This window comes from Flavobacterium plantiphilum (assembly GCF_046000495.1).
Taxonomy (GTDB): Bacteria; Bacteroidota; Bacteroidia; order Flavobacteriales; family Flavobacteriaceae; genus Flavobacterium; species Flavobacterium plantiphilum.
Genome location: NZ_JBELQA010000005.1, coordinates 370,989 through 391,248 on the forward strand (window position 1 = coordinate 370,989; position 20,260 = coordinate 391,248).

Consider the following 20,260-nt stretch of genomic DNA (forward strand, 5'->3'; position numbering starts at 1 on the left):
AATGAACTTAAAAAACGCCCAACTAGACGTAGATACCTGGATAAAAGAACACGGTGTTCGTTATTTTAATGAATTAACTAATATGGCTCAGCTTACGGAAGAGGTAGGTGAGGTAGCCCGAATTATTGCCCGTCGTTACGGTGAGCAATCGGAAAAAGAATCAGATAAAAATAAAGATTTAGGTGAAGAACTAGCCGATGTGGTTTTTGTAGTGTTGTGTCTGGCTAATCAAACGGGAATCGATTTGCAAGCCGCTTTTGATAAAAAAATGGATTTGAAATCGGTTCGCGATAAAGACCGTCACAAAAACAACGAGAAATTGAAATAAATATCTGTTGCGAATTATGAATTGTGAGTGAGGAGTGCTAAATTGCGCCCTCAAATTATATACGTTAATTGCATAGACATTAACGAGTAATTTTATCACTAATAATTTAAAAAATGAATTTACTACTTCAGGCAACTAATAACAACCTAAATGCTCAGATAGCAGTTACAGGATCTAAAAGCGAAACGAACAGATTATTATTATTGCAGGCTTTGTTCGCTAATATTACTTTGGCGAATACCTCTAATTCTGATGATAGCGAAGTAATGCAAATGGCATTGAGCGGGAATGAAGAAGTAGTAGATATTCATCATGCAGGAACAGCTATGCGTTTTCTTACTGCTTATTTTGCGGTAAAAGAAGGTCGCGAAGTGGTTTTAACCGGTTCCAGCCGTATGCAGGAGCGTCCTGTGAAAATTTTGGTGGAAGCTTTACGTCAGTTAGGAGCCGATATTTCTTTTTTAAAAGAAGAAGGGTATCCGCCCATTAAAATTAAAGGACAAAAAATCACTAAGGCTAAAGTAAATATGGCTGCTAATGTAAGCAGTCAGTACATTTCAGCTTTATTATTAGTAGCTCCCAAATTAGAAAACGGTATCGAGCTAACGTTGGAAGGAGAAATCACTTCCATTCCTTATATCAAAATGACGCTGGCTTTATTGAATGATTTAAATATTCAAACCAGTTTTGAGGGCAATGTAATTAAAGTATGGCCTCAACAAGATGTAGAATCAAAAGTAATGACTGTGGAGTCCGATTGGAGTTCGGCTTCTTACTTTTTTAGTTTGGCAGCTCTGTCAGACGAAGCTTCTATTTCATTAACAAGCTACAAAGAATCTAGCTTGCAAGGGGATTCGGCTTTAGTAACAATCTATAAAGAAATGGGTGTTGAAACTCAGTTTAATGGCGATACTATTACTTTAACAAAAACTAAAAAATTCAAATACGAAGATGTCACTTTCGATTTGAATCATACTCCGGACATTGCGCAAACTATTGTGGTTACCTGTCTTGGTTTAGGAATTGGTTGTCACCTTACAGGTCTTCATACCTTAAAAATTAAAGAAACCGACAGGCTAGAAGCTTTACGCATTGAGTTAAGTAAACTAGGGGCTAATATTTCAGTTACTAATGATAGTTTGACTTTAGTGGCTACTTCAGATATTAATTCAAACATTCGTATTGGGACTTATAATGATCACAGAATGGCAATGGCTTTTGCTCCATTAGCCTTAAAAGTGCCAATTATTATCGAAAATGCCGATGTAGTTTCTAAATCATATCCTGATTTTTGGACTGATATGGAAAAATTAGGCTATAAAGTTTCTGATTTGGTTGGGTAAAACTTCTGGTTACATCCTTAAAATACTGACTCTTTGAGACTTTGTTGTTTTAATTTTAAATTAAACAGCAAAATACTTGACAACGCCTGTTTCACAATCGTATATTTGCAGCCGAAAGATTTTTTAGTTGTTTGTAAACTAAAATCTAAAATCTACAATTTAATCTATAATATGAAATTATCACATTTTAATTTTGACTTACCCAAAGAACTTCTGGCTGAGTTTCCAGCAGAAAACAGAGATGAAGCTCGTTTAATGGTTATTGATCGTAAAAAACAAACCATCGAGCACAAAATGTTCAAAGATGTTATCGATTATTTTGACGATGGAGATGTAATGATTTTGAACAACACTAAAGTTTTTCCTGCCCGTTTATACGGGAATAAAGAAAAAACAGGAGCAAGAATTGAAGTGTTTTTGTTAAGAGAATTAAATGCGGAACAACGTCTTTGGGACGTATTAGTAGATCCTGCACGTAAAATCAGAATTGGTAACAAATTGTATTTTGGGGATGATGATTCATTAGTTGCAGAGGTGATTGATAATACAACTTCCCGAGGAAGAACATTACGTTTTCTTTATGATGGTTCTTATGAAGAATTCAGAAATAAACTTACTGAACTTGGAGAAACTCCAATTCCTAAATATATCAACAGAGAGGTAACTCCGGAAGATGCGGAACGTTACCAGACAATTTATGCTAAAGAAGAAGGAGCTGTGGCAGCACCAACTGCAGGATTGCACTTTTCCAAGCATTTATTAAAGCGATTGGAAATTAAAGGAGTTAAATTTGCAGAAGTTACCCTTCACGTAGGTTTAGGAACTTTCAACCCGGTTGAGGTAGAAGATTTGTCTAAACATAAAATGGATTCTGAAGAATTAAAAATTACTCAGGAAGCTTGTGATATTGTGAATGAAGCTAAGGGAAAAAGAAAGCGTGTATGTGCTGTAGGAACCACATCAATGCGTGCAATTGAAAGTTCTGTTTCTTCTCAAAACACTTTGAATCCATTTGAAGGATGGACCAATAAATTCATCTTTCCACCGCATGATTTTAGTGTGGCAACTTGTATGATTACTAATTTTCATACTCCAAAATCAACTTTATTAATGATGATTTCAGCATTCTGTGGTCATGATTTAATGAAAAAAGCTTATGAAGAAGCAATCAAAGAAAAATATAAATTCTATTCTTACGGTGATGCAATGTTAATCATCTAATCACAATAAAGGTTAATTCACTAAAAAAACTCGTCTCGTTCTAAAAAACGAGACGAGTTTTTTGTTTTAAAAAAGATTTTAGTCTAATCAACCTGATATACTAATCGAACCGTAATAGTTGCTGTTTTGTTTTTAGATTGTGTGTTAAAAGAGCCACCATATGAATAATCTTCAGAGGAATTCTGACCAATAATCTGGAAAACCCCCATGTCTGATTTTTTTAAATTTCCTAAATCAGCATCTGCATTTTCAGCAATGCTTTTAGCTCTGGTGCTGGCATCTTTTGTAGCTTCGGCAATCATTTTTATCTTTAATTCCGCCAGTTTAGTGTAATAATATTCAGGTGCATTAGAGTAAAATTCGATACCTGAATTGATTAATTCACTGGATTGTCTTGATACATCTTCAATTTTATTGACTTCTTTAGATTGAATAGTGACACTTTGAGTTAAGGTGAATCCGCTAAAAAGAGTTTGTCTGACCGTTCCGTTTTCGTTATAAGTAGTCTCATAATCTTTATTGAAATTTACTGCCGAAAAAACGATTTCACTGGCTGTAATCCCTTTGCCGGATAAATAACTTTTAATTTTTTCTCTGTCGGCATCTAATGAGGCATAGGCTTCTTTTAACGTAGGGCTTTTTCTGGAAAAGGAACCACTCCAGACAATTAAGTCTGAAACAAAATCAGTTTTTCCTAATCCCGTTACACTTATCGTATCAGTGTTTTTATTCCGATTCTGAAACGCATTCGAAAATAAATAGGCTGATGTTACCATTGCAATAGCAATAATGATCACATTGAGGTTGTTTTTAAGCATAACAAAAGGGTTTAGATTCAATCAAATATAATAAAATATGGTTTTGAAGCCTCATGATTTAACTGTAATTTAATTTTGATAGGATTCTTTATAAGGTAGTTTTTCCTTTTTTAGTTACTTTTACAAAACAAAATGCAAGTCACATTATGATTTTTGAAAATACCAGAGCATTTGCGCAGCAATTGGATTCGCAGGATCCTTTACACAAATACAGAAACGAATTTTATTTTCCTGAAGTAAATAATAAAAAGGTTATTTATTTTACAGGTAATTCCTTAGGCTTACAGCCCAAACGTACTAAAGCTTATATTGACGAAATTATGAATGACTGGGCAAATCTTGCGGTTGAAGGTCATTTTTATGCTAAAAAACCCTGGTGGGATTATCAGGAACGTTTTGCTGAGCCTTTGAGTAAAATTGTAGGCGCAAAACCGTCTGAAGTTACGGTAATGAATACGCTTACGGTAAACCTCCATTTGCTGATGGTTTCTTTTTATAGGCCTACAAAAACAAGATTTAAAATAATTTGCGAAGAAAAAGCCTTTCCTTCTGACCAATATATGTTACAAAGTCAAATACGTTTTCATGGTTTTAATCCAGACGAAGCTATTGTTGAAATTAAACGTCGAGAGGGAGAACATAATATCCGTACGGAAGATGTTATTGCTAAAATTGACGAAGTTGGAGAGGAACTGGCTTTGGTTTTAATAGGCGGAGTAAATTATTACACGGGTCAGGTTTTTGATATGAAAGCCATTACAGCTGCGGGAAAAGCAGTAGGAGCTTACGTAGGTTGGGATTTAGCACATGCAGCAGGAAATGTTAAATTAGAATTGCATGATTGGGATGTAGATTTTGCCGCCTGGTGCAGTTATAAATATATGAATTCAGGACCAGGGAATGCTTCCGGTTGTTTTGTTCACGAGAAACATCATAATAATCCGGATTTGCCAAGGTTTGCCGGATGGTGGGGACATAATAAAGAGCGGCGTTTTAAAATGGAACCTGATTTTGATCCAGTTCAGGGCGCTGATGGCTGGCAAATTAGTAATTTGCCTGTTTTATCTTTGGCTCCTTATCTGGCTTCGGTAGAAATGTTTGCCGAAATAGGAATGGAGGCGCTGATTGAAAAAAGAGATAAAATTACAGCATACTTAGAATTTATTCTGCACGAAATTGACAAGGAAGTCGATAGTAATTTTGAAATTATTACACCATCAAATCCAGCCGAAAGAGCCAGTCAATTATCCGTTTTTCTTCATGGTGAAGGCCGTAGTTTATTCGATTATTTAATGAAAAATGGTGTGATTACTGATTGGAGAGAGCCTAATGTCATTCGTCTGGCACCGGTTCCTTTATATTGTTCTTTTGAAGATATGTACCATTTTGGACAAATATTAAAAAAAGGAATTTTAGAAAAATAACTCGTGAAGCCACGATTCACGAATACATATATGTTCCTGAATTCATGGCTTTTTTAGATCAAGCTATTTCTAATTTGGGGATTTCGATAGATTGCAATTCCTTTTTATAGTATTCGAATTGGCTCATTATTTCTTTTTTTGTGCTTTGAAAATCAGGAACATTAATGAATAAAATTTGGTAATATGCAATTCCTTCTAAAAGATTGTTTTTAAAAGATTCCAGTTTTTTAGTTTTTGCATTATTTATTTCGTTACCAATAGTCTGAATATCACTTTTTAAATAGTCGATGTACATTTTTAGTTCTTTTACAAAAAAATGAGGACGATTTGTAGTTCTTAAAACCGTAGTATTTCCATAAATATGCTGCAGCATTTTAGAAAGTGAAACTTCCTGATCGAAATAAGCCATATTGGGTCCCGGACAAATCACAACTCCCTGATCCTGACCTTTAATTTTTATGTTGTTTTCCAGATAAGAAGCATTGGCTAAACCTACACAAAGACATGATTTTTCGGTAATCCTGTGTTTTTCTTTTTCATAATTGGCTATTGAAAGAATGTTTTTAGTAGCTTCTAATTCCTCCAGTTTTCCATCTTGGTATTTCTTCGAAGCGGTACAAATTCCATTGCCTTGGCTGTCTTTGCTTAATGCTAAGAATTTTTTAGGACACGAACTACCGGCTTTTCTTTCCTGAATGCGTTTTTGTTTGATAATTTCGTTTGTAGTGCCTCTCAAAGTGTTGAACGGAACTCCCAAAGGCGAAATATGGCTTAAATACAAGTCTTTTTCTTTCGCATTTATCAATAGCTTACGGGTATCCGGATCAACGGATGTTGCTTCAGGAACTAATAGGAAAGGAGTTCCCCAACCCACAGAATCCGCCTGATAATAATTCAACAAAAAATCATGTTCTTCCGAAGTTCCTACACCACCCTGAACTGTAATTCTCAAGTCTAAAGATTGTTCAGGAATGTTTTTTCCTTTTTGTTCTAAAGCTTTTACCATCAATTCATGAGCGGATTGTACGAGTTGTTCTTTTTTTTCTCTGAATTCTTCCATAATAGGACCTAATAAAAGACCTTCGGTAGCAAAGGCATGTCCGCCACAATTTAATCCTGATTCGATTCGGTATTCTGAAACCCAAAGTCCTTTTTTGGCTAAAAAATTTCCCTGTATCATTGCCGATCGAAAGTCGCTCACTTTTAAAGTGATTTTCTTTTTTAACTGATTGTTCTCATCAGGGAAAAAAGCATCAAAATTTTCAAAGTAACTATATAATCTCGGATTCATTCCTGCTGAAAGTACAATGGATGAACTTACCGTACTATTGGCAAAACCTCGAAGAGCCGCATGGGCATCATTGAAAATAACGGGCAATTGTTCCTTGTTTTCAAAATTGTCTTTGTCTAATTTGGTCATAATATTAACATCAACAGCTCCGGCAGATAAATGTTTTTCTATGTAATTTTTAATATTTTCTTTCCAATGAAATCCTTCATCAATAAAAGATTGTAGCCCTTTTTTGATTTCAGATTTATTGGGCAACATGGTAATATAGTTTTCTAAGCATTCTTTGCTTTCGACCAATTCATTTTTAAAATTTTCAAATTTTTCTTTTACAATCCGATCTACTAAATTCAAATAAGAAGTGATGCGTTTGGCTCTGTAATCGGAAACTTTTTGAGATATTTCCTGATATGGAAGATTGAATTTTTGATGGTAAAAGGCATTCATTTTTTCAATCAATTCGTCATCGGCTATAGAAATTACAGATGAAATTCCATAATGAGCCACTCGGATAGGGCTGTCTATGGTATATGCTAATCCCATAACCGGAATATGGAAATTGTGTAGTGGTTTTGAGTTTTCTGTCATGTTATTACATTCATTATAATTAGTGCAAAGTTTATAAAAAGCATTGGCTTAAAAACTGATAAATATCATATTGGTGTTGGAGATACTAACTTATCTTTGATATTTTTACATTAGATAAAATAGACGATGCGATTTTGAGTTATAGTATCTGTAATAATAATTGATTAACAAAATATATCTGAAATTCAAGTAAAAACTGAGGTTATAGAGCGTTGTTCAAATAATAAATCAGTAATTTTGCCTAACTTTTTATAAAAAAAACAATGCAAACTCCCAAAAAAATAGCGGTAGTAGGTTCTGGTTTAGTAGGTTCCCTATTAGCTATTTACTTAAAAAAAGCAGGGCATACGGTTCATATTTATGATAGAAGTCCGGATATTAGAAAAATACAATTCTCAGGTCGTTCTATTAATCTGGCCATGTCAAACCGCGGCTGGAAAGCATTAGACGGTGTTGGAGTAGGAGATGCTGTCAGGGAAATTGCAATTCCGATGGATAAAAGAGCAATTCATCTTGTGGATGATTTGAAGTTTCAAAATTACGGACAAGAGGGAGAAAGTATTTATTCCATTTCGCGGGGAACATTGAACAGGAAAATGATTGATCTTGCTGAACAGGCGGGTGCCGAATTTTTCTTTGAACAAAAAATTTGGGATGTAACCTTAGCTACGGCTACTTTGCATATTGGAGAAACAGAAAGAGGAGAGTGGGAAGAACGAAAATACGATATGGTTTTTGGAGCCGATGGCGCTTTTTCAAGAATTCGTCACCGTATGCAACGTCAGAGTATGTTTAATTATTCACAGGAATTTTTAAATATCGGGTACAAAGAATTGAATATTCCTGCTAATGCGGATGGATCCCATAAATTAGATAAGAACTCTTTTCATATCTGGCCTCGTGGTGAGTATATGTTGATAGCGTTGTCTAATTTAGACGGGAGTTTTACCTGTACTTTATTTATGCCTTTTGAAGGAGAAAATTCATTTGCTTCTTTGACAGACAGAAAAGATGTGGAAGCTTTTTTTGAAAAAAACTTCCCGGATTCAGTTGAAGTAATTCCAAATCTAGCCGAAGATTTTTTCAAAAATCCAACAAGCACTTTAGTGACTATGAAGTGTTATCCCTGGACGTATGAAGATAAAATAGCTTTGATAGGAGACGCCTGTCATGCGATTGTTCCGTTTTATGGACAAGGGATGAATGCTGGTTTTGAAGATATAACGGTACTTTATGAAATGATTTTGGAATATGGAGAAGATTGGGAACGTATTTTTTCGGAGTACCAAAAATCCCGTAAACCTAATGCAGATGCAATTGCTGAACTGTCGTATCGTAATTTTATGGAAATGAGTTCTAAAACCGCAGATGATAAATTTTTGTTGCAAAAGAAGATTGAAAAATGGTTTTCTGAAAAACATCCTGATAAATGGATTCCGCTGTACAGCAGAGTAACTTTCAGTGATCGTCCATATGTGGAAGCTCTGGCAATTGGGGATTATCAAAATACGATTATGGAAGAAGTTTTAAAAATGGATAATATTGAATCTGTTTGGGATTCTGCCGAAGTCGAGAATAAGATTTTAGAGTTGTTACAATAAAAAATCAATATCAAAAATCAATTCCAATAGCTAGAATGAAATTGATTTTTGATGTTGATATTGATCTTATTTCTTTAGAATTTTAGATAAAATTCCAAAGGCTCCTCTTATGAAAGTGGCACTTGTTAATACTTTTAAAACAGATTTCCCTACTACTTCTGTGGTGCTTGGTGCTTGTCTGGTGGAGGTTCTTGTTTGTTTTACTTCTTTTTCTTCTGCTTCCTTCTTTGCTTGTTCGGTTTCTGCCTCAGCAATCTTTTTATTTAAAATTTCATAAGCACTTTCGCGGTCTATATTTTCACTGTATTTTTTTACTAATCTTGAATTCGTATTAATTTCCTGAATTTCACTTTCGGTTAGTACATCCATTCTGCTCATTGGTGCTCTTAACATTGTTGCGGCTAAAGGTGTTGGAATTCCTTTTTCGTTTAAAGCTGTTACCAGCGCTTCGCCAATACCTAAACTAGTTATTATTTCGCTGGTGTTGTAAAAATCAGAGCTGGGATAATTATCTGCTGTTTGTTTTATAGCCTGTCGGTCCTTAGCCGTAAAAGCTCTTAAAGCATGTTGGATTTTTAAACCTAATTGCGCTAATATACCGCTTGGAACATCCATTGGGTTCTGAGTGATAAAATAAATTCCAATGCCTTTGGAGCGGATTAATTTTACAATAGTTTCAATTTGGTCTAATAGAGTTTTGCTGGCTTCTTTGAATATTAAGTGTGCTTCATCAATAAAAATGATTAATTCAGGTTGTTCTGCGTCTCCCTTTTCGGGCATTTGCTGGTATACTTCTGCTAGTAAACTCAGCATGAATGTAGAAAATAATTTAGGCTTATCCTGAATGTCTGTCAGACGAAGAATATTTATATATCCCTTTCCTTCTTCATCAATTCGCATTAAATCATGAATATCAAAAGACATTTCTCCAAAAAAAAGTTCGCCTCCCTGTTGTTCTAGTTCTATGATTTTTCTTAAAATAATACCAGTAGTAGAGGTAGAGATTTTGCCATAATTCTGAGTGATTTCTTCTTTTCCTTCTTCTATAATATAATTAATGACTTTTTTGAAATCTTTAAGATCAAGCAAGGGCATCTTGTTGTCATCACAATACTTGAATATAATAGAAACAACACCTGACTGAGTATCATTTAAATCGAGTATTCGTGAGAATAATACGGGACCAAATTCTGATACTGTTGCTCGTAAACGTACACCGCTTTGTTCGGATAAACTTAGTAATTCAACAGGGAATTTAGCTGTCTTATAAGGAATGTTGATTTTATTATGCCGTTCAGTTATAAAAATTTTCTCTTCTCCTTCTTTGGCAATTCCGCTAAAATCACCCTTGATGTCCATCATTAAAACAGGAATTCCAAAAGAGGATAATTGTTCTGATAGTACTTGTATCGTCTTTGTTTTGCCTGTTCCGGTTGCTCCGGCAATTAATCCGTGTCTGTTTAATGTCTTTAATGGGATTTTTACAGCAGCTTCGCTTAAAGTTTCTCCTTCTAATATAGCGCTTCCTAATAAAATGCTTTCTCCTTTAAATTGGTATCCCTTAATGATACTTTCGATGAATTTTTCGGTTTCTTTCATAAGAATCTAAGTTAATTTGAAAAGTTTAGATGTACTGTGTTTAATACTGTTTGAGTGGTGTAATATTAGTATATACTGTAATTTTAAGCCTTTTTTTTTGTTAAATATTAAAAAAATCTATTTTTTTTATAAAGAAATCAGATGTTGAAATATTGCGCTATAAATGCATAATTTAATAAATTATTTTATCAAAATCTTTGAATTTTTATGATGATATTGATAATAAAACAATGTTTAGTTTTTTTTAACACCAATTTACAAATGATTAATTTGAATATAACGAAAAAAAATTTTTTTATTTGAACTAAACATATAAATTTGCGGGACTACAAGTTAATAATAACTAAAATAAAATTATTTAAAACTATTAAAATTTAAAAAAAAATGGCAAACGTTAAAAAAGAAAGCAGTTCAAAAGGTGGAGGAATGGTTTCAGGAATCATTATTGTATTATGTGTGGTGGTGGGAATTTTGATTTGGAAATTTGTTATGGGGTCGCCTGCTAACTTTGAGGGAGGAAATCCAGAAACTGGTCACCCAATTAATACGCTGGGAATGGTTTATCACGGAGGAATCATTGTACCATGTTTATTAGGAATGTTATTAATGGTAATCACTTTTTCTATTGAGAGATTTTTTGTAATTACTAAAGCTGCAGGTAAAGGAAATTTAGATACTTTCATGGCGTCAGTACAATCAAGCATCAAAGGTGGTCATATTGAAGAAGCTATTGCTGCTTGTGATAAACAACAAGGTTCAGTTGCAAATGCAATTAAATCAGCATTAGTGAAATATCAGGATGTTAAGAAAGAAGGATTCAACAGTGAGGAAGCTTCTGAAACTATCCATAAAGAAGTAGAAGAGGTTACTTCTCTTGAAATGCCAATGTTAGAGAAAAATATGACTATTATTTCTTCATTAGTATCTTTAGGTACACTTGGTGGGTTATTAGGTACAGTATCAGGGATGATTAAAGCGTTTGGTGCATTAGCTTCTGCAGGAACTCCGGATCAGGCGGCACTTGCAACTGGTATTTCTGAAGCACTTGTTAATACAGCAACAGGTATTGCTACTTCTATTTTGGCAATTATTGCTTACAACTTCTTTACTTCAAAAATTGATGATTTAACTTATTCAATTGATGAGGCAGGAACTACAATCGTAAATACATACAGAAAGTTCAGAGGAAGCTTGAAACAATAATCATTTTGATATCATTGTATCAAAATAAAAAATAAAAAGAATGGCTAAAATAAAAATGAAAAAGAAGTCGACATCGACAGACATGACTGCCATGTGTGATGTTGCATTCCTTTTGCTTACCTTCTTTATTTTGACAGCTACTGCTAAAATTCCTGAGGCACTGCCTGTGGATACACCTGCATCAACCACGCAAGTAAAGTTGCCGGATTCAGATTTAGCAACAGTTATTGTAGGTAAAGATAATGGTAAAAATAAAGTGTTTTTTGATTTAAAAGGCAAGGATGTTCGTAAAAGAACATTAGAGTTGATGTCCGAAAAGTACGGAGTTACTTTTTCAGACGAGGATAAAGATAAATTTGCATTAATGTCTGATTTTGGTGTGCCAATAGGAAGTCTGAAGCAAATTATCGATATGAAATCTGCGGACAGAATAAAAGCAGATCAACCTGGTATTCCGATGGACTCTCTTGATAATCAATTGAAAGAATGGATTTATAATGCTCGTAAAGCTAATAATGAGTATAATAATTCTATAGGAAGTAAGCAAGAATTGCAGATTGCAATAAAAGGCGATGCTAAAGAAGAGTATCCTGTTATCAGAAAGATAATGGATATTTTGCAAGATCAAAATGTAAATACTTTTAGCTTAGTAACCGGATTAAGAGGAAAAGATTTTTAATTAAAAAAAACACACTAAAATGGCTGAATTAAATACCGGCGACAGTGGTGGTGGAAAAGGCGGCAAAGTAAGAAGTAAAAAACAAAATTCGAAGGTAGATTTAACTGCTATGGTGGATTTAGCTTTCTTGCTAATTACTTTCTTTATGCTTACCACTTCGTTATCAAAACCTCAAGCGATGAGTTTAGGTTTGCCAGATAAAAACCCCAAAGAGGAATCGAAAGATATGAAGGTTGATGAGAATCGTACGATGACTGTCATGTTGGGAGATAATGATAAAATGTACTATTATATGGGTATAATTAATACTCCGATGGTACCAAAAGAAATTGCTTACGGTAAAGAAGGAATTCGTAAAGAATTGTTGAAAAGAAAAAAAGAAGTTGCGGCCTATACTGCAGCTAAAGGGAAGCCTGATCAGGGAATGATTGTTATTATTAAACCTACTAAAAAGTCAACTTACAAAAACGTTGTTGATATTTTAGATGAAATGGCAATTTCAGCAATTCCTACCTATACAATCAGTAATGATTTTTTACCTGAGGAACAAAAATTGTTAGAAGGAAAATAAGAGCAATCTTATTTCTTAATAACCTAATAATTAAGAAAAATGAAATTAGATATATTAAAAAATTCATGGGTTGATATCGTTTTTGAAGGACGTAATAAACTTTATGGAGCTTATGACTTGAGAAAGTCTAGCGGTAAGACATCAACTAAGGCACTTATCATTGGGGCTTTATTTTTTAGTCTGGCGGTTAGCGCTCCTCTTATTATCAGCATGATTCCTAAAGGGGAAGAAGAAGAGGATGTTTCAGTAAAAGTAGTTAAGCTTACAGATGTTAAATTGCCTCCTAAGAAGGTAGAGCCTCCAAAATTGAATGCGCCACCACCGCCACCACCGCCACCGGCAGTAGATCAGGTGAAATTTGTTAAGCCAGTTGTGGCGAAGGCTGAAGAGGTAGTAGAAGAACCACCTAAGATTGAAGAAATCAAAGACAAGAAAATCGGAGCAGAAACAATCAAGGGAGATCCTGATGCGGTATTAACTGTAGCTCCGGCTGGAAAAGGTCCTAAAACAAGTCAGGTAGTTGAGGAAACAGGGGATGAGATTTATAACACTGCCGGTATTGAAGTAAAGCCTGAGTTTCCGGGTGGTATGGATAAATTTTATTCTTTTGTTGGTAAAAACTATCGTACACCGGATGAAGGTGGTCTAAAAGGTAAAGTTTATGTGACTTTTGTTGTTGAGAAAGACGGGTCTTTAACTGATATTAAAGTATTGAGAGATATTGGTTATGGAACAGGAAAAGAAGCGATAAGAGTTCTGCAAAAATGCCCAAAATGGAATCCGGGAATCCAAAACGGAAAACCGGTTAGGGTATTGTACTCTCTGCCAATTACAATTGTAAGTCAGGATTAATGTTGAAGAGATTTATTATAAACATTCAGAAGAAATCGCTTAAAGAGCGATTTCTTCTCGTTATAGCCATTTTGTTTTTTGTAATCTATCTGATTTTAGGTTTGATTGTTCTGTTTATGAAGGATTTGCCATTGGATATGCCAAAGAATTACAGAATTGCTTTTGGACTGCTTTTGATTGTGTATGCTTTTATTCGATGTATAAGAATTATTAATGATAATAAAGAATAGGTATGAAAAAAATAGCACTGTTATGGTTGGGTCTTTTGTTTTTTGGAATAGTTTTTTTTATTTCATGTAAGCAATCAAACTCTCAAAAAGATAAAGAATCAATTCTTAAAGGTACAATTACGATACTTGTAGACGAGACCGTAAAACCTTTAGTTGAAGATCAGATAGCTGTTTTTGAAAGTACTTATAAGGCAAAAATTATTCTTGAAGCTAAATCCGAAAAGGAATTAATGCAATCTTTGCTTAAAGATACTTCTCGTGTTGTGGTAATGTCAAGACCTTTGAATCCCGACGAACTAAAGTTTTTTGAAAAAGCAAAAATTAAACCTAAGACCACTAAATTCGCTACTGATGCCATTGCTTTAATCTCCAATAAAAAAGAATCGGATACTTTAATTGCTGTTAAAGATATTGTGGCTTTTCTCAAGGGTGATCTTGAGACTAAGATTGAAGGTTTGGTTTTTGATAATCCCAATTCAAGTACTGTTCGTTATTTTACGGCTTTAGCAGGAATTTCGGAATTGCCTAAAAAGGGGGTGTATTCTTTTAAGTCTAATGAAGAGGTTATCAAATTTGTAGCTGAAAATGAAGGTATGATAGGTGTTATTGGTGTTAATTGGTTGTTTCAGCCTACAGCTAATATTAATGATTATTTAACTAATATTAACGTCTTGGATGTTGAAGGTTTAAATAAAAATTCTTATTTTGCGCCTTCTCAAAACAATTTGGCAGAAGGAACTTATCCTTTGGCACGTGATTTGTTTATTATTAATTGTCAGGGTTATTCAGGATTAGGGATGGGGTTTTCTTCATTTTTAGCGGGTGAAATCGGACAAAGAATTGTTTTGAAATCGGGGCTTTTACCGGCTAATATGCCTGGTAGAAAAATTTTGATTAAAACAAATTGAAATAATAATGAGAGTGAAATATGAAAATGAATAAATTAAATAAAGTTACAATGAACAAAATTAAATTTTTAAGTGTTGCACTTTTTGCATCTGCTTCTCTGTTGCATGCGCAAGATATTGATGAAGTAAAAAAGCAAATTGATGCAGAGCAATTTCAAAAAGCAAAAACATCTTTAAAATCAATTATAAAAGGAGATCCTTCTGAAGGTAAGGCCTATTTTCTGTTAGGGAATATTTATTTAAAACAAAGTATTGCTGATTCAGCCAAGATTACTTACGATGAAGGTTTGAAAGCGAAAGACAATGCTCATTTTAATAATATTGGACTGGGGCAAATTGATTTGGAAAACAATAATCCAACAGCAGCAAAAGCTAAATTCGAATCTGTAAAAAAAGAAATGCGTAAAAAAGATTTCGAAGAATATATTTATATTGCTAAAGCTTATATGAATAATTCTAATCCGGATTACAAAGCTGCTCTTGCTACTTTAGAATTAGCAAAAGAAAAAAATGCTGATGAGCCACAAGTTCTTTTAACTTTTGGAGATGCATATTATGGAGACAAAAATCAGAATCAGGCATTTTCAAATTACCGTAATGCTTTTCAGGCTGACAATAGTTTGATTAGAGCAAAAGTTCAGTTAGGTGTTTTGTTAAAAGGAGCCAAAGCTTATCAGGAAGCTGTAGCTGCTTACAATGAGGTAATTGCTTTAAGTCCTAATTATGCTCCGGTTTACAGAGAATTAGCTGAAACTTATTATTACTGGGCATTAAATGTACCTGGTCGTTACGATCAGTATATAAAAGAAGCTTTGTCTTATTATGAAAAATATATGACTCTTACAGATTATTCATTAGATTCCCGTATGAGACATGCTGATTTCTTAATCTTAGCAAAAGATTATAAAGCTTTAGAAATTGAGGCTAATAAAATGAAAGAATTGGATAAAGTAAATCCAAGGATTCTTAGATATTTAGGCTATGCTGCTTTTGAAAACGGTCATATTGATGAGGCTATTTCTTCATTGGATGAGTTTATTAAAAACCCATCTAATAAAGTGATTTCTTTGGATTATTTATATTTGGGACAGGCTAAAATTAAAAAAGGAACTAATGCTGATGCAACTGCTGTAGATCCGGCATTGTATGCAGAGGGAATCGAGCTTATTAAGAAAGCGGTTGAACTGGAGCCTTCTGTGGCTGACGGCTTAGGTGATTTAGGTAAAGAATATTACGAGAAAAAAATGTTTAAGGAAGCGGCAGCTATTTTAGAGATTGCTACTTCTTATAAAGAAAGCAGAAGTTTCTTGATTGATAATTATTATTTAGGAAATGCAATTTATTTTGATAATGCAGGAAAACCTGTAGCTGAAAGAGATACTATTGCATTGAAGAAAGCTGATATTGCTTATGGAAATGTATTAGAAGCTTCTCCTGAAACTGTTGATGCGTATGTGTCCAGAGCAAGAACTAATAGTTTGTTAGAAGATGATCAGGCGATGATTAAGTATTATCAGGAATATATAGACCATGTTACTGCTAAAGGGGCTGAAGAATTAGCTAAACCAACGGTTAAAGCAAAATTAGTCGAAGCTTACAGTACTATGGCTGCAGGATATGCTAACTTTGATAAACCTAAAGCGATAGAGTATTTTAATAAAGCTTTAGAAGTTGATCCTACAAATGAATATTCAATTCAGGCATTGAAGACACTCCAGTAATTGATTTAAATAAAATGATGAAAGCCAGTAGAAATACTGGCTTTTTTAGATTTCTATGGTAAGCATTTGTAGTTTATTGAGCGATGTCTTTTGTAAATTAGTTATCTTTGCTCCCTTAACTTGTAAAAATGCTATCAAAAGAAATTCAATTAGAAGTGAACAAAGGTGCTATGTTGCCTTTGATGGAGGAATTTTATACTATTCAGGGAGAAGGATTTCATACGGGAACAGCAGCTTATTTTATTAGAATTGGCGGGTGTGATGTGGGATGCCACTGGTGCGATGTCAAAGAAAGCTGGAATGCTGAATTACATCCTCCTACAAATATTCATCAGATTGTAGATAATGCAGATAAGTATGCTGACACAATAGTTGTTACTGGTGGTGAGCCATTAATGTGGGATATGACGCTATTGACACATAAGCTGAAAAGTAGAAATCTAAAAGTTCATATAGAAACGTCGGGTGCTTATCCGCTTTCAGGTTCTTGGGATTGGATTTGTCTTTCGCCAAAAAAAAACAAGTTGCCTACAGAAACAGTTTATGATGCGGCTCACGAATTAAAAGTAATTATTCATAATAAGCACGATTTTGTTTTTGCTGAAGAGCAAGCGCAGAAAGTAAATAAGAATGCCATTTTATTTTTGCAGCCCGAATGGAGTAAAAAAGAAGAAATGACTCCTTTAATTGTGGATTATGTGATGAATAATCCAAAATGGAGGGTTTCGTTGCAAACACATAAATATCTCAATATACCATAATAGAAATCCCAAACTAATTTCAGTGTTTGGGATTTTTTTTGTGCTTTTTATATCGATAGCTTTGCCAGATAATCATAATGTTCGCCTTCTGAAAGCAATTCGCATTGCAATCCATTGTCATTTGCGGCATTTTGAAGGGTGTTGTAATCCAGATAAAGCCAGGGGAAAGTGTCTTCTTTTTCTCCTTTGTAGCTAATTGTAAATTCCAATTCTCCATAATAGCCATTGGCAGGAATTTCGTAAGCACCGTCTTCGTCTTCGTCAAACATATAAATGATATCGGAACTGTCAATTAAAATTTGTCCTCCCGGATTTAATAAAAATTTTAATTTTTGAAGAAATTTAGGAGTGTTTTTTAGAGTGCCAAAAATTCCGGTTCCGTTCATTAAAAGTAGAATGCTGTCGAATTTTTCATTTTCGAAAGTCAAAATATCTTGGACATAAGCATTTTTTAGACCACGAAGTTGACATGCCTGTATGGCATTTGGAGAAATGTCAATTGCTGTAGTTTCTAAATTTCTTTCGTTTTGTAAATACAAACTATGGCTTCCTGCGCCACAACCGATATCCAGAACTTTCCCTTTTGCCATTTGTAATGCTTTTTGTTCTATAGCTGGCATTTCATTGAAATTTCTAAATAAATAAGCAACACTCATTTCGTCTTCTTCTGAAATAGTTGTTTCGGTAATCAAATCTTCCGGAGCATTATTTGTTTGGTAGTCTAGAATAGCTTTGCCAAAAAGGTCTTTCATGGTACTTTATTTTGTTGATTCGGTTATTTGTTAATTCGTTTTTGTGTAATTTTGCAGCTCATTTATCAAGTAATTAAATTGGCAAATCCACAAATCGACATACTACAAAAGCTGGCCAAAGATAAGCAACTCGAGAATAAAAAGTATTTTGATAAGCTTAAAAAGAAAACGCCGAAGAATTTAGATTATATAATGCAGGATTTGCATGAGGCTGAATTTAAAAAAACAAACTGTCTGGAATGTGCTAATTGTTGTAAAACAACCGGTCCGTTGTTTACTTCTTCCGATATCGAGCGCATAGCAAAGCATCTTCGTCAGAAACCACAACAGTTTATTGATCAGTATTTACGCATTGATGAAGATAATGATTATGTGTTACAGACTCTTCCTTGTTCCTTTTTAGATTCCGATAACACTTGTTTTATTTATGATGTGCGTCCTAAGGCTTGTCGTGAATTTCCTCATACTGACAGGAAAAAGTTTCAGCAAATTTCAGCAATAACAATAAAAAATATTTCTATTTGTCCGGCAGTGTATAATATTGTTGAAGAAATGAAAAGGAAATTACCGTTGTAAGTGATTTTGTTTGCGGATATATGCATTGTTGTTCTTTGATTGCTTTTTTTCTTGTAAGTTCTCTTAAGAAGCAAGAATAAAACAGTATTTTTGAAAATCAATTTTGAAATTAAAACACTTGAATCTAGAATATTTCATCGCAAAAAGATTAATAACTGCTAAAGAAAATAAAAGCAGTATCTCTGCACCTATAATAAAAATTGCAATTTCAGCTATTGCAATCGGAATGATTATGATGATTGTGTCTGTGGCGACAGGTATTGGTCTTCAGCAAAAAATCAGAGAGAAAATCTCAGCCTTCAATGGTCATATCATCATTGCTAACTATGATAGTAATCAGTCGGAAACAACTTTGGTTCCGGTGTCCAAGAATCAAAAATTTTATCCAAAATTCAATTCGGTTCCTGAAGTAGATCATATTCAGGCTGTTGCCAGTAAGGCCGGAATTATAAGAACAGCTGATGCATTTGAGGGAATTGTTTTTAAGGGTGTTGGTGCTGACTATAAATGGGATAATATTAGTGAATATCTTGTTTCGGGCAGATTGCCTAATTTAGTAGATGCTCTTAATTCTGAGGTGTTGATTTCTCAATATCTGGCAAATAGATTAAAGCTTAAAGTTGGAGATGGTTTTAATACATTCTTCATGAAAGAAGGGGAGAATAAGCTGCCTAATGTAAGAAGGTTTAAGATTGTCGGAATTTTTAATTCTGGTTTTCAGGAATTTGATGCTACTTATGTGTTAGGTGATATCAGGCACATGCAACGAATAAATAAGTGGAAACCAGATCAGGTAGGAGGGTTTGAAGTTTTTGTGAATGATTTTGATGATATAAAAGGAGTTGGAGAAAAAGTGTATGAGCATACAGGTTCTACTTTGGATGCAAAAACGATTGTAGAAAAATACAGTTATATTTTTGAATGGTTACAATTGTTTGACTTTAATATTGTTGTTATACTAATCATAATGATATTGGTAGCAACCATAAATATGGTAGTGGCATTGTTGGTTTTGATTTTGGAACGAACTCAAATGATAGGAATCTTAAAGGCTATTGGTGCAAATAACTGGTCTATCAGAAAAATGTTTCTTTATAATGCTTCTTATTTAATCTTTCGCGGATTGCTCTGGGGGAATTTAATAGGTGTGAGTATTTTGCTTATTCAAAAATACTTTGGAATTATTGAGCTTAATCCTGAAAATTACTATGTAAATGAAGCGCCGGTATATATAAATGTTTTTTATATTTTGTTGTTGAATCTTTTAACGGTTGGGGTTTGTTTTTTGGTTTTGCTAATTCCTTCCTATATCATAACTAAAATTACACCTGTAAAAGCAATTCGTTTCGATTAATTCAGGTTGTTACAAACAGTATTCGTTGTCTTTTTGATCTTTTTTATGTAGCATTCTCCTGCTATCCGCTTCAATCTTACTCGCCGAACCCCGGCAAGTAAGGATTTCCGCTGCTATCAGGGTTAGGGGATGGTGCTTACAAGAAAAATGTTCATCATTAATATATAGTAAAGAGTGGTATTTGATTCAAAAATGCTCTGCGGTTCTCTGTGCCTTCATGGTAAATCTTGTTGAAATCCGATAAGATGTTTTTCTAAATTCTTACAAATGATAAAAAACCTAAAATCCAAGTGGTGTATTTTCAGTGAGTTAAAAAAAAGATTAAAAATAGTTGGTTTAAAAGTATTGAATAACGGTATGAAGTAACTACTTTTGCACCCGCAACAACGCAGACGTTCATATAAAGACTGGCAAGAAAAACGAATTTAAATCAAACGAAAGTT

19 protein-coding genes are annotated in these 20,260 nt (G+C 33.8%); 15 read left to right on the plus strand and 4 right to left on the minus strand.

Annotated features, from left to right (window positions below):
• Position 1 precedes the first annotated feature (1 nt).
• The 3 genes from ABS764_RS10925 to queA all read left to right on the plus strand — a co-directional run bounded on the left by ABS764_RS10925 (position 2) and on the right by queA (position 2,892).
• A complete protein-coding gene (locus ABS764_RS10925) occupies positions 2-328 on the plus strand; it encodes a nucleotide pyrophosphohydrolase (protein WP_035661076.1) in 327 nt (108 codons plus the stop codon).
• Between the two features lie 113 nt (positions 329-441).
• Positions 442-1,671: a 3-phosphoshikimate 1-carboxyvinyltransferase gene (gene aroA, locus ABS764_RS10930; RefSeq protein ID WP_408081832.1), complete on the plus strand. Its 1,230-nt coding sequence runs from the start codon at positions 442-444 to the stop codon at positions 1,669-1,671.
• A gap of 171 nt (positions 1,672-1,842) precedes the next feature.
• Positions 1,843-2,892, plus strand: a complete 1,050-nt coding sequence (gene queA, locus ABS764_RS10935) for a tRNA preQ1(34) S-adenosylmethionine ribosyltransferase-isomerase QueA (protein WP_408081833.1) — start codon at positions 1,843-1,845, stop codon at positions 2,890-2,892.
• Between the two features lie 83 nt (positions 2,893-2,975).
• Here queA and ABS764_RS10940 read toward each other — a convergent pair whose 3' ends face one another.
• The gene (locus ABS764_RS10940) at positions 2,976-3,710 is read right to left on the minus strand and encodes an SIMPL domain-containing protein (RefSeq protein ID WP_408081834.1); all 735 of its coding nucleotides are present in this window, start codon (positions 3,708-3,710) and stop codon (positions 2,976-2,978) included.
• 146 nt (positions 3,711-3,856) lie between these two features.
• Between ABS764_RS10940 and kynU the strand changes: the two genes are divergently transcribed.
• Positions 3,857-5,134 (plus strand): kynureninase, encoded by a 1,278-nt coding sequence (gene kynU / locus ABS764_RS10945; RefSeq protein WP_408081835.1) that lies wholly within the window; start codon positions 3,857-3,859, stop codon positions 5,132-5,134.
• Positions 5,135-5,192: 58 nt separating this feature from the next.
• Here kynU and ABS764_RS10950 read toward each other — a convergent pair whose 3' ends face one another.
• Positions 5,193-7,010, minus strand: coding sequence for a hypothetical protein (locus ABS764_RS10950; protein ID WP_408081836.1), 1,818 nt, complete (start codon positions 7,008-7,010; stop codon positions 5,193-5,195).
• Positions 7,011-7,273: 263 nt separating this feature from the next.
• Between ABS764_RS10950 and ABS764_RS10955 the strand changes: the two genes are divergently transcribed.
• The gene (locus ABS764_RS10955; protein ID WP_408081837.1) at positions 7,274-8,611 is read left to right on the plus strand and encodes an FAD-dependent oxidoreductase; all 1,338 of its coding nucleotides are present in this window, start codon (positions 7,274-7,276) and stop codon (positions 8,609-8,611) included.
• 66 nt (positions 8,612-8,677) lie between these two features.
• Here ABS764_RS10955 and ABS764_RS10960 read toward each other — a convergent pair whose 3' ends face one another.
• A complete protein-coding gene (locus ABS764_RS10960; protein WP_408081838.1) occupies positions 8,678-10,210 on the minus strand; it encodes a helicase HerA-like domain-containing protein in 1,533 nt (510 codons plus the stop codon).
• A gap of 384 nt (positions 10,211-10,594) precedes the next feature.
• On the opposite strand from ABS764_RS10960, the gene ABS764_RS10965 reads away from it, so the two are divergent.
• The 8 genes from ABS764_RS10965 to ABS764_RS11000 all read left to right on the plus strand — a co-directional run bounded on the left by ABS764_RS10965 (position 10,595) and on the right by ABS764_RS11000 (position 17,135).
• The gene (locus tag ABS764_RS10965) at positions 10,595-11,413 is read left to right on the plus strand and encodes a MotA/TolQ/ExbB proton channel family protein (protein WP_408081839.1); all 819 of its coding nucleotides are present in this window, start codon (positions 10,595-10,597) and stop codon (positions 11,411-11,413) included.
• Between the two features lie 40 nt (positions 11,414-11,453).
• The gene (locus ABS764_RS10970) at positions 11,454-12,092 is read left to right on the plus strand and encodes an ExbD/TolR family protein (protein WP_408081840.1); all 639 of its coding nucleotides are present in this window, start codon (positions 11,454-11,456) and stop codon (positions 12,090-12,092) included.
• Positions 12,093-12,111: 19 nt separating this feature from the next.
• Positions 12,112-12,663, plus strand: coding sequence for an ExbD/TolR family protein (locus ABS764_RS10975; RefSeq protein WP_408081841.1), 552 nt, complete (start codon positions 12,112-12,114; stop codon positions 12,661-12,663).
• A gap of 39 nt (positions 12,664-12,702) precedes the next feature.
• Complete coding sequence (locus ABS764_RS10980) at positions 12,703-13,515, plus strand: energy transducer TonB (protein ID WP_408081842.1); 813 nt, start codon at positions 12,703-12,705, stop codon at positions 13,513-13,515.
• On the plus strand, positions 13,515-13,745 hold the full coding sequence (locus tag ABS764_RS10985; RefSeq protein WP_408081843.1) for a hypothetical protein: 231 nt from the start codon (positions 13,515-13,517) through the stop codon (positions 13,743-13,745). Before ABS764_RS10980 ends, ABS764_RS10985 begins: the two co-directional genes overlap by 1 nt.
• A gap of 2 nt (positions 13,746-13,747) precedes the next feature.
• Positions 13,748-14,653 (plus strand): PstS family phosphate ABC transporter substrate-binding protein, encoded by a 906-nt coding sequence (locus tag ABS764_RS10990; RefSeq protein WP_408081844.1) that lies wholly within the window; start codon positions 13,748-13,750, stop codon positions 14,651-14,653.
• A 50-nt stretch (positions 14,654-14,703) separates the two neighbouring features.
• Complete coding sequence (locus tag ABS764_RS10995; RefSeq protein WP_408081845.1) at positions 14,704-16,374, plus strand: tetratricopeptide repeat protein; 1,671 nt, start codon at positions 14,704-14,706, stop codon at positions 16,372-16,374.
• Between the two features lie 128 nt (positions 16,375-16,502).
• Positions 16,503-17,135 (plus strand): 7-carboxy-7-deazaguanine synthase QueE, encoded by a 633-nt coding sequence (locus ABS764_RS11000; RefSeq protein WP_408081846.1) that lies wholly within the window; start codon positions 16,503-16,505, stop codon positions 17,133-17,135.
• A gap of 47 nt (positions 17,136-17,182) precedes the next feature.
• On the opposite strand, the gene ABS764_RS11005 is transcribed toward ABS764_RS11000, so the two are convergent.
• The gene (locus ABS764_RS11005) at positions 17,183-17,887 is read right to left on the minus strand and encodes a class I SAM-dependent methyltransferase (RefSeq protein ID WP_408081847.1); all 705 of its coding nucleotides are present in this window, start codon (positions 17,885-17,887) and stop codon (positions 17,183-17,185) included.
• 78 nt (positions 17,888-17,965) lie between these two features.
• Between ABS764_RS11005 and ABS764_RS11010 the strand changes: the two genes are divergently transcribed.
• On the plus strand, positions 17,966-18,463 hold the full coding sequence (locus ABS764_RS11010) for a YkgJ family cysteine cluster protein (RefSeq protein WP_408081848.1): 498 nt from the start codon (positions 17,966-17,968) through the stop codon (positions 18,461-18,463).
• A gap of 118 nt (positions 18,464-18,581) precedes the next feature.
• Positions 18,582-19,817: an ABC transporter permease gene (locus ABS764_RS11015; protein WP_408081849.1), complete on the plus strand. Its 1,236-nt coding sequence runs from the start codon at positions 18,582-18,584 to the stop codon at positions 19,815-19,817.
• Positions 19,818-20,260 lie beyond the last annotated feature (443 nt).

Bases quoted from the DNA above. Each gene is read 5' to 3' on its own strand.
- ABS764_RS10925 (WP_035661076.1), top strand. From the start codon at position 2: ATGAACTTAAAAAACGCCCAACTAGACGTAGATACCTGGATAAAAGAA.
- aroA (WP_408081832.1), top strand. From the start codon at position 442: ATGAATTTACTACTTCAGGCAACTAATAACAACCTAAATGCTCAGATA.
- queA (WP_408081833.1), top strand. From the start codon at position 1,843: ATGAAATTATCACATTTTAATTTTGACTTACCCAAAGAACTTCTGGCT.
- ABS764_RS10940 (WP_408081834.1), bottom strand. From the start codon at position 3,710: ATGCTTAAAAACAACCTCAATGTGATCATTATTGCTATTGCAATGGTA.
- kynU (WP_408081835.1), top strand. From the start codon at position 3,857: ATGATTTTTGAAAATACCAGAGCATTTGCGCAGCAATTGGATTCGCAG.
- ABS764_RS10950 (WP_408081836.1), bottom strand. From the start codon at position 7,010: ATGACAGAAAACTCAAAACCACTACACAATTTCCATATTCCGGTTATG.
- ABS764_RS10955 (WP_408081837.1), top strand. From the start codon at position 7,274: ATGCAAACTCCCAAAAAAATAGCGGTAGTAGGTTCTGGTTTAGTAGGT.
- ABS764_RS10960 (WP_408081838.1), bottom strand. From the start codon at position 10,210: ATGAAAGAAACCGAAAAATTCATCGAAAGTATCATTAAGGGATACCAA.
- ABS764_RS10965 (WP_408081839.1), top strand. From the start codon at position 10,595: ATGGCAAACGTTAAAAAAGAAAGCAGTTCAAAAGGTGGAGGAATGGTT.
- ABS764_RS10970 (WP_408081840.1), top strand. From the start codon at position 11,454: ATGGCTAAAATAAAAATGAAAAAGAAGTCGACATCGACAGACATGACT.
- ABS764_RS10975 (WP_408081841.1), top strand. From the start codon at position 12,112: ATGGCTGAATTAAATACCGGCGACAGTGGTGGTGGAAAAGGCGGCAAA.
- ABS764_RS10980 (WP_408081842.1), top strand. From the start codon at position 12,703: ATGAAATTAGATATATTAAAAAATTCATGGGTTGATATCGTTTTTGAA.
- ABS764_RS10985 (WP_408081843.1), top strand. From the start codon at position 13,515: ATGTTGAAGAGATTTATTATAAACATTCAGAAGAAATCGCTTAAAGAG.
- ABS764_RS10990 (WP_408081844.1), top strand. From the start codon at position 13,748: ATGAAAAAAATAGCACTGTTATGGTTGGGTCTTTTGTTTTTTGGAATA.
- ABS764_RS10995 (WP_408081845.1), top strand. From the start codon at position 14,704: ATGAACAAAATTAAATTTTTAAGTGTTGCACTTTTTGCATCTGCTTCT.
- ABS764_RS11000 (WP_408081846.1), top strand. From the start codon at position 16,503: ATGCTATCAAAAGAAATTCAATTAGAAGTGAACAAAGGTGCTATGTTG.
- ABS764_RS11005 (WP_408081847.1), bottom strand. From the start codon at position 17,887: ATGAAAGACCTTTTTGGCAAAGCTATTCTAGACTACCAAACAAATAAT.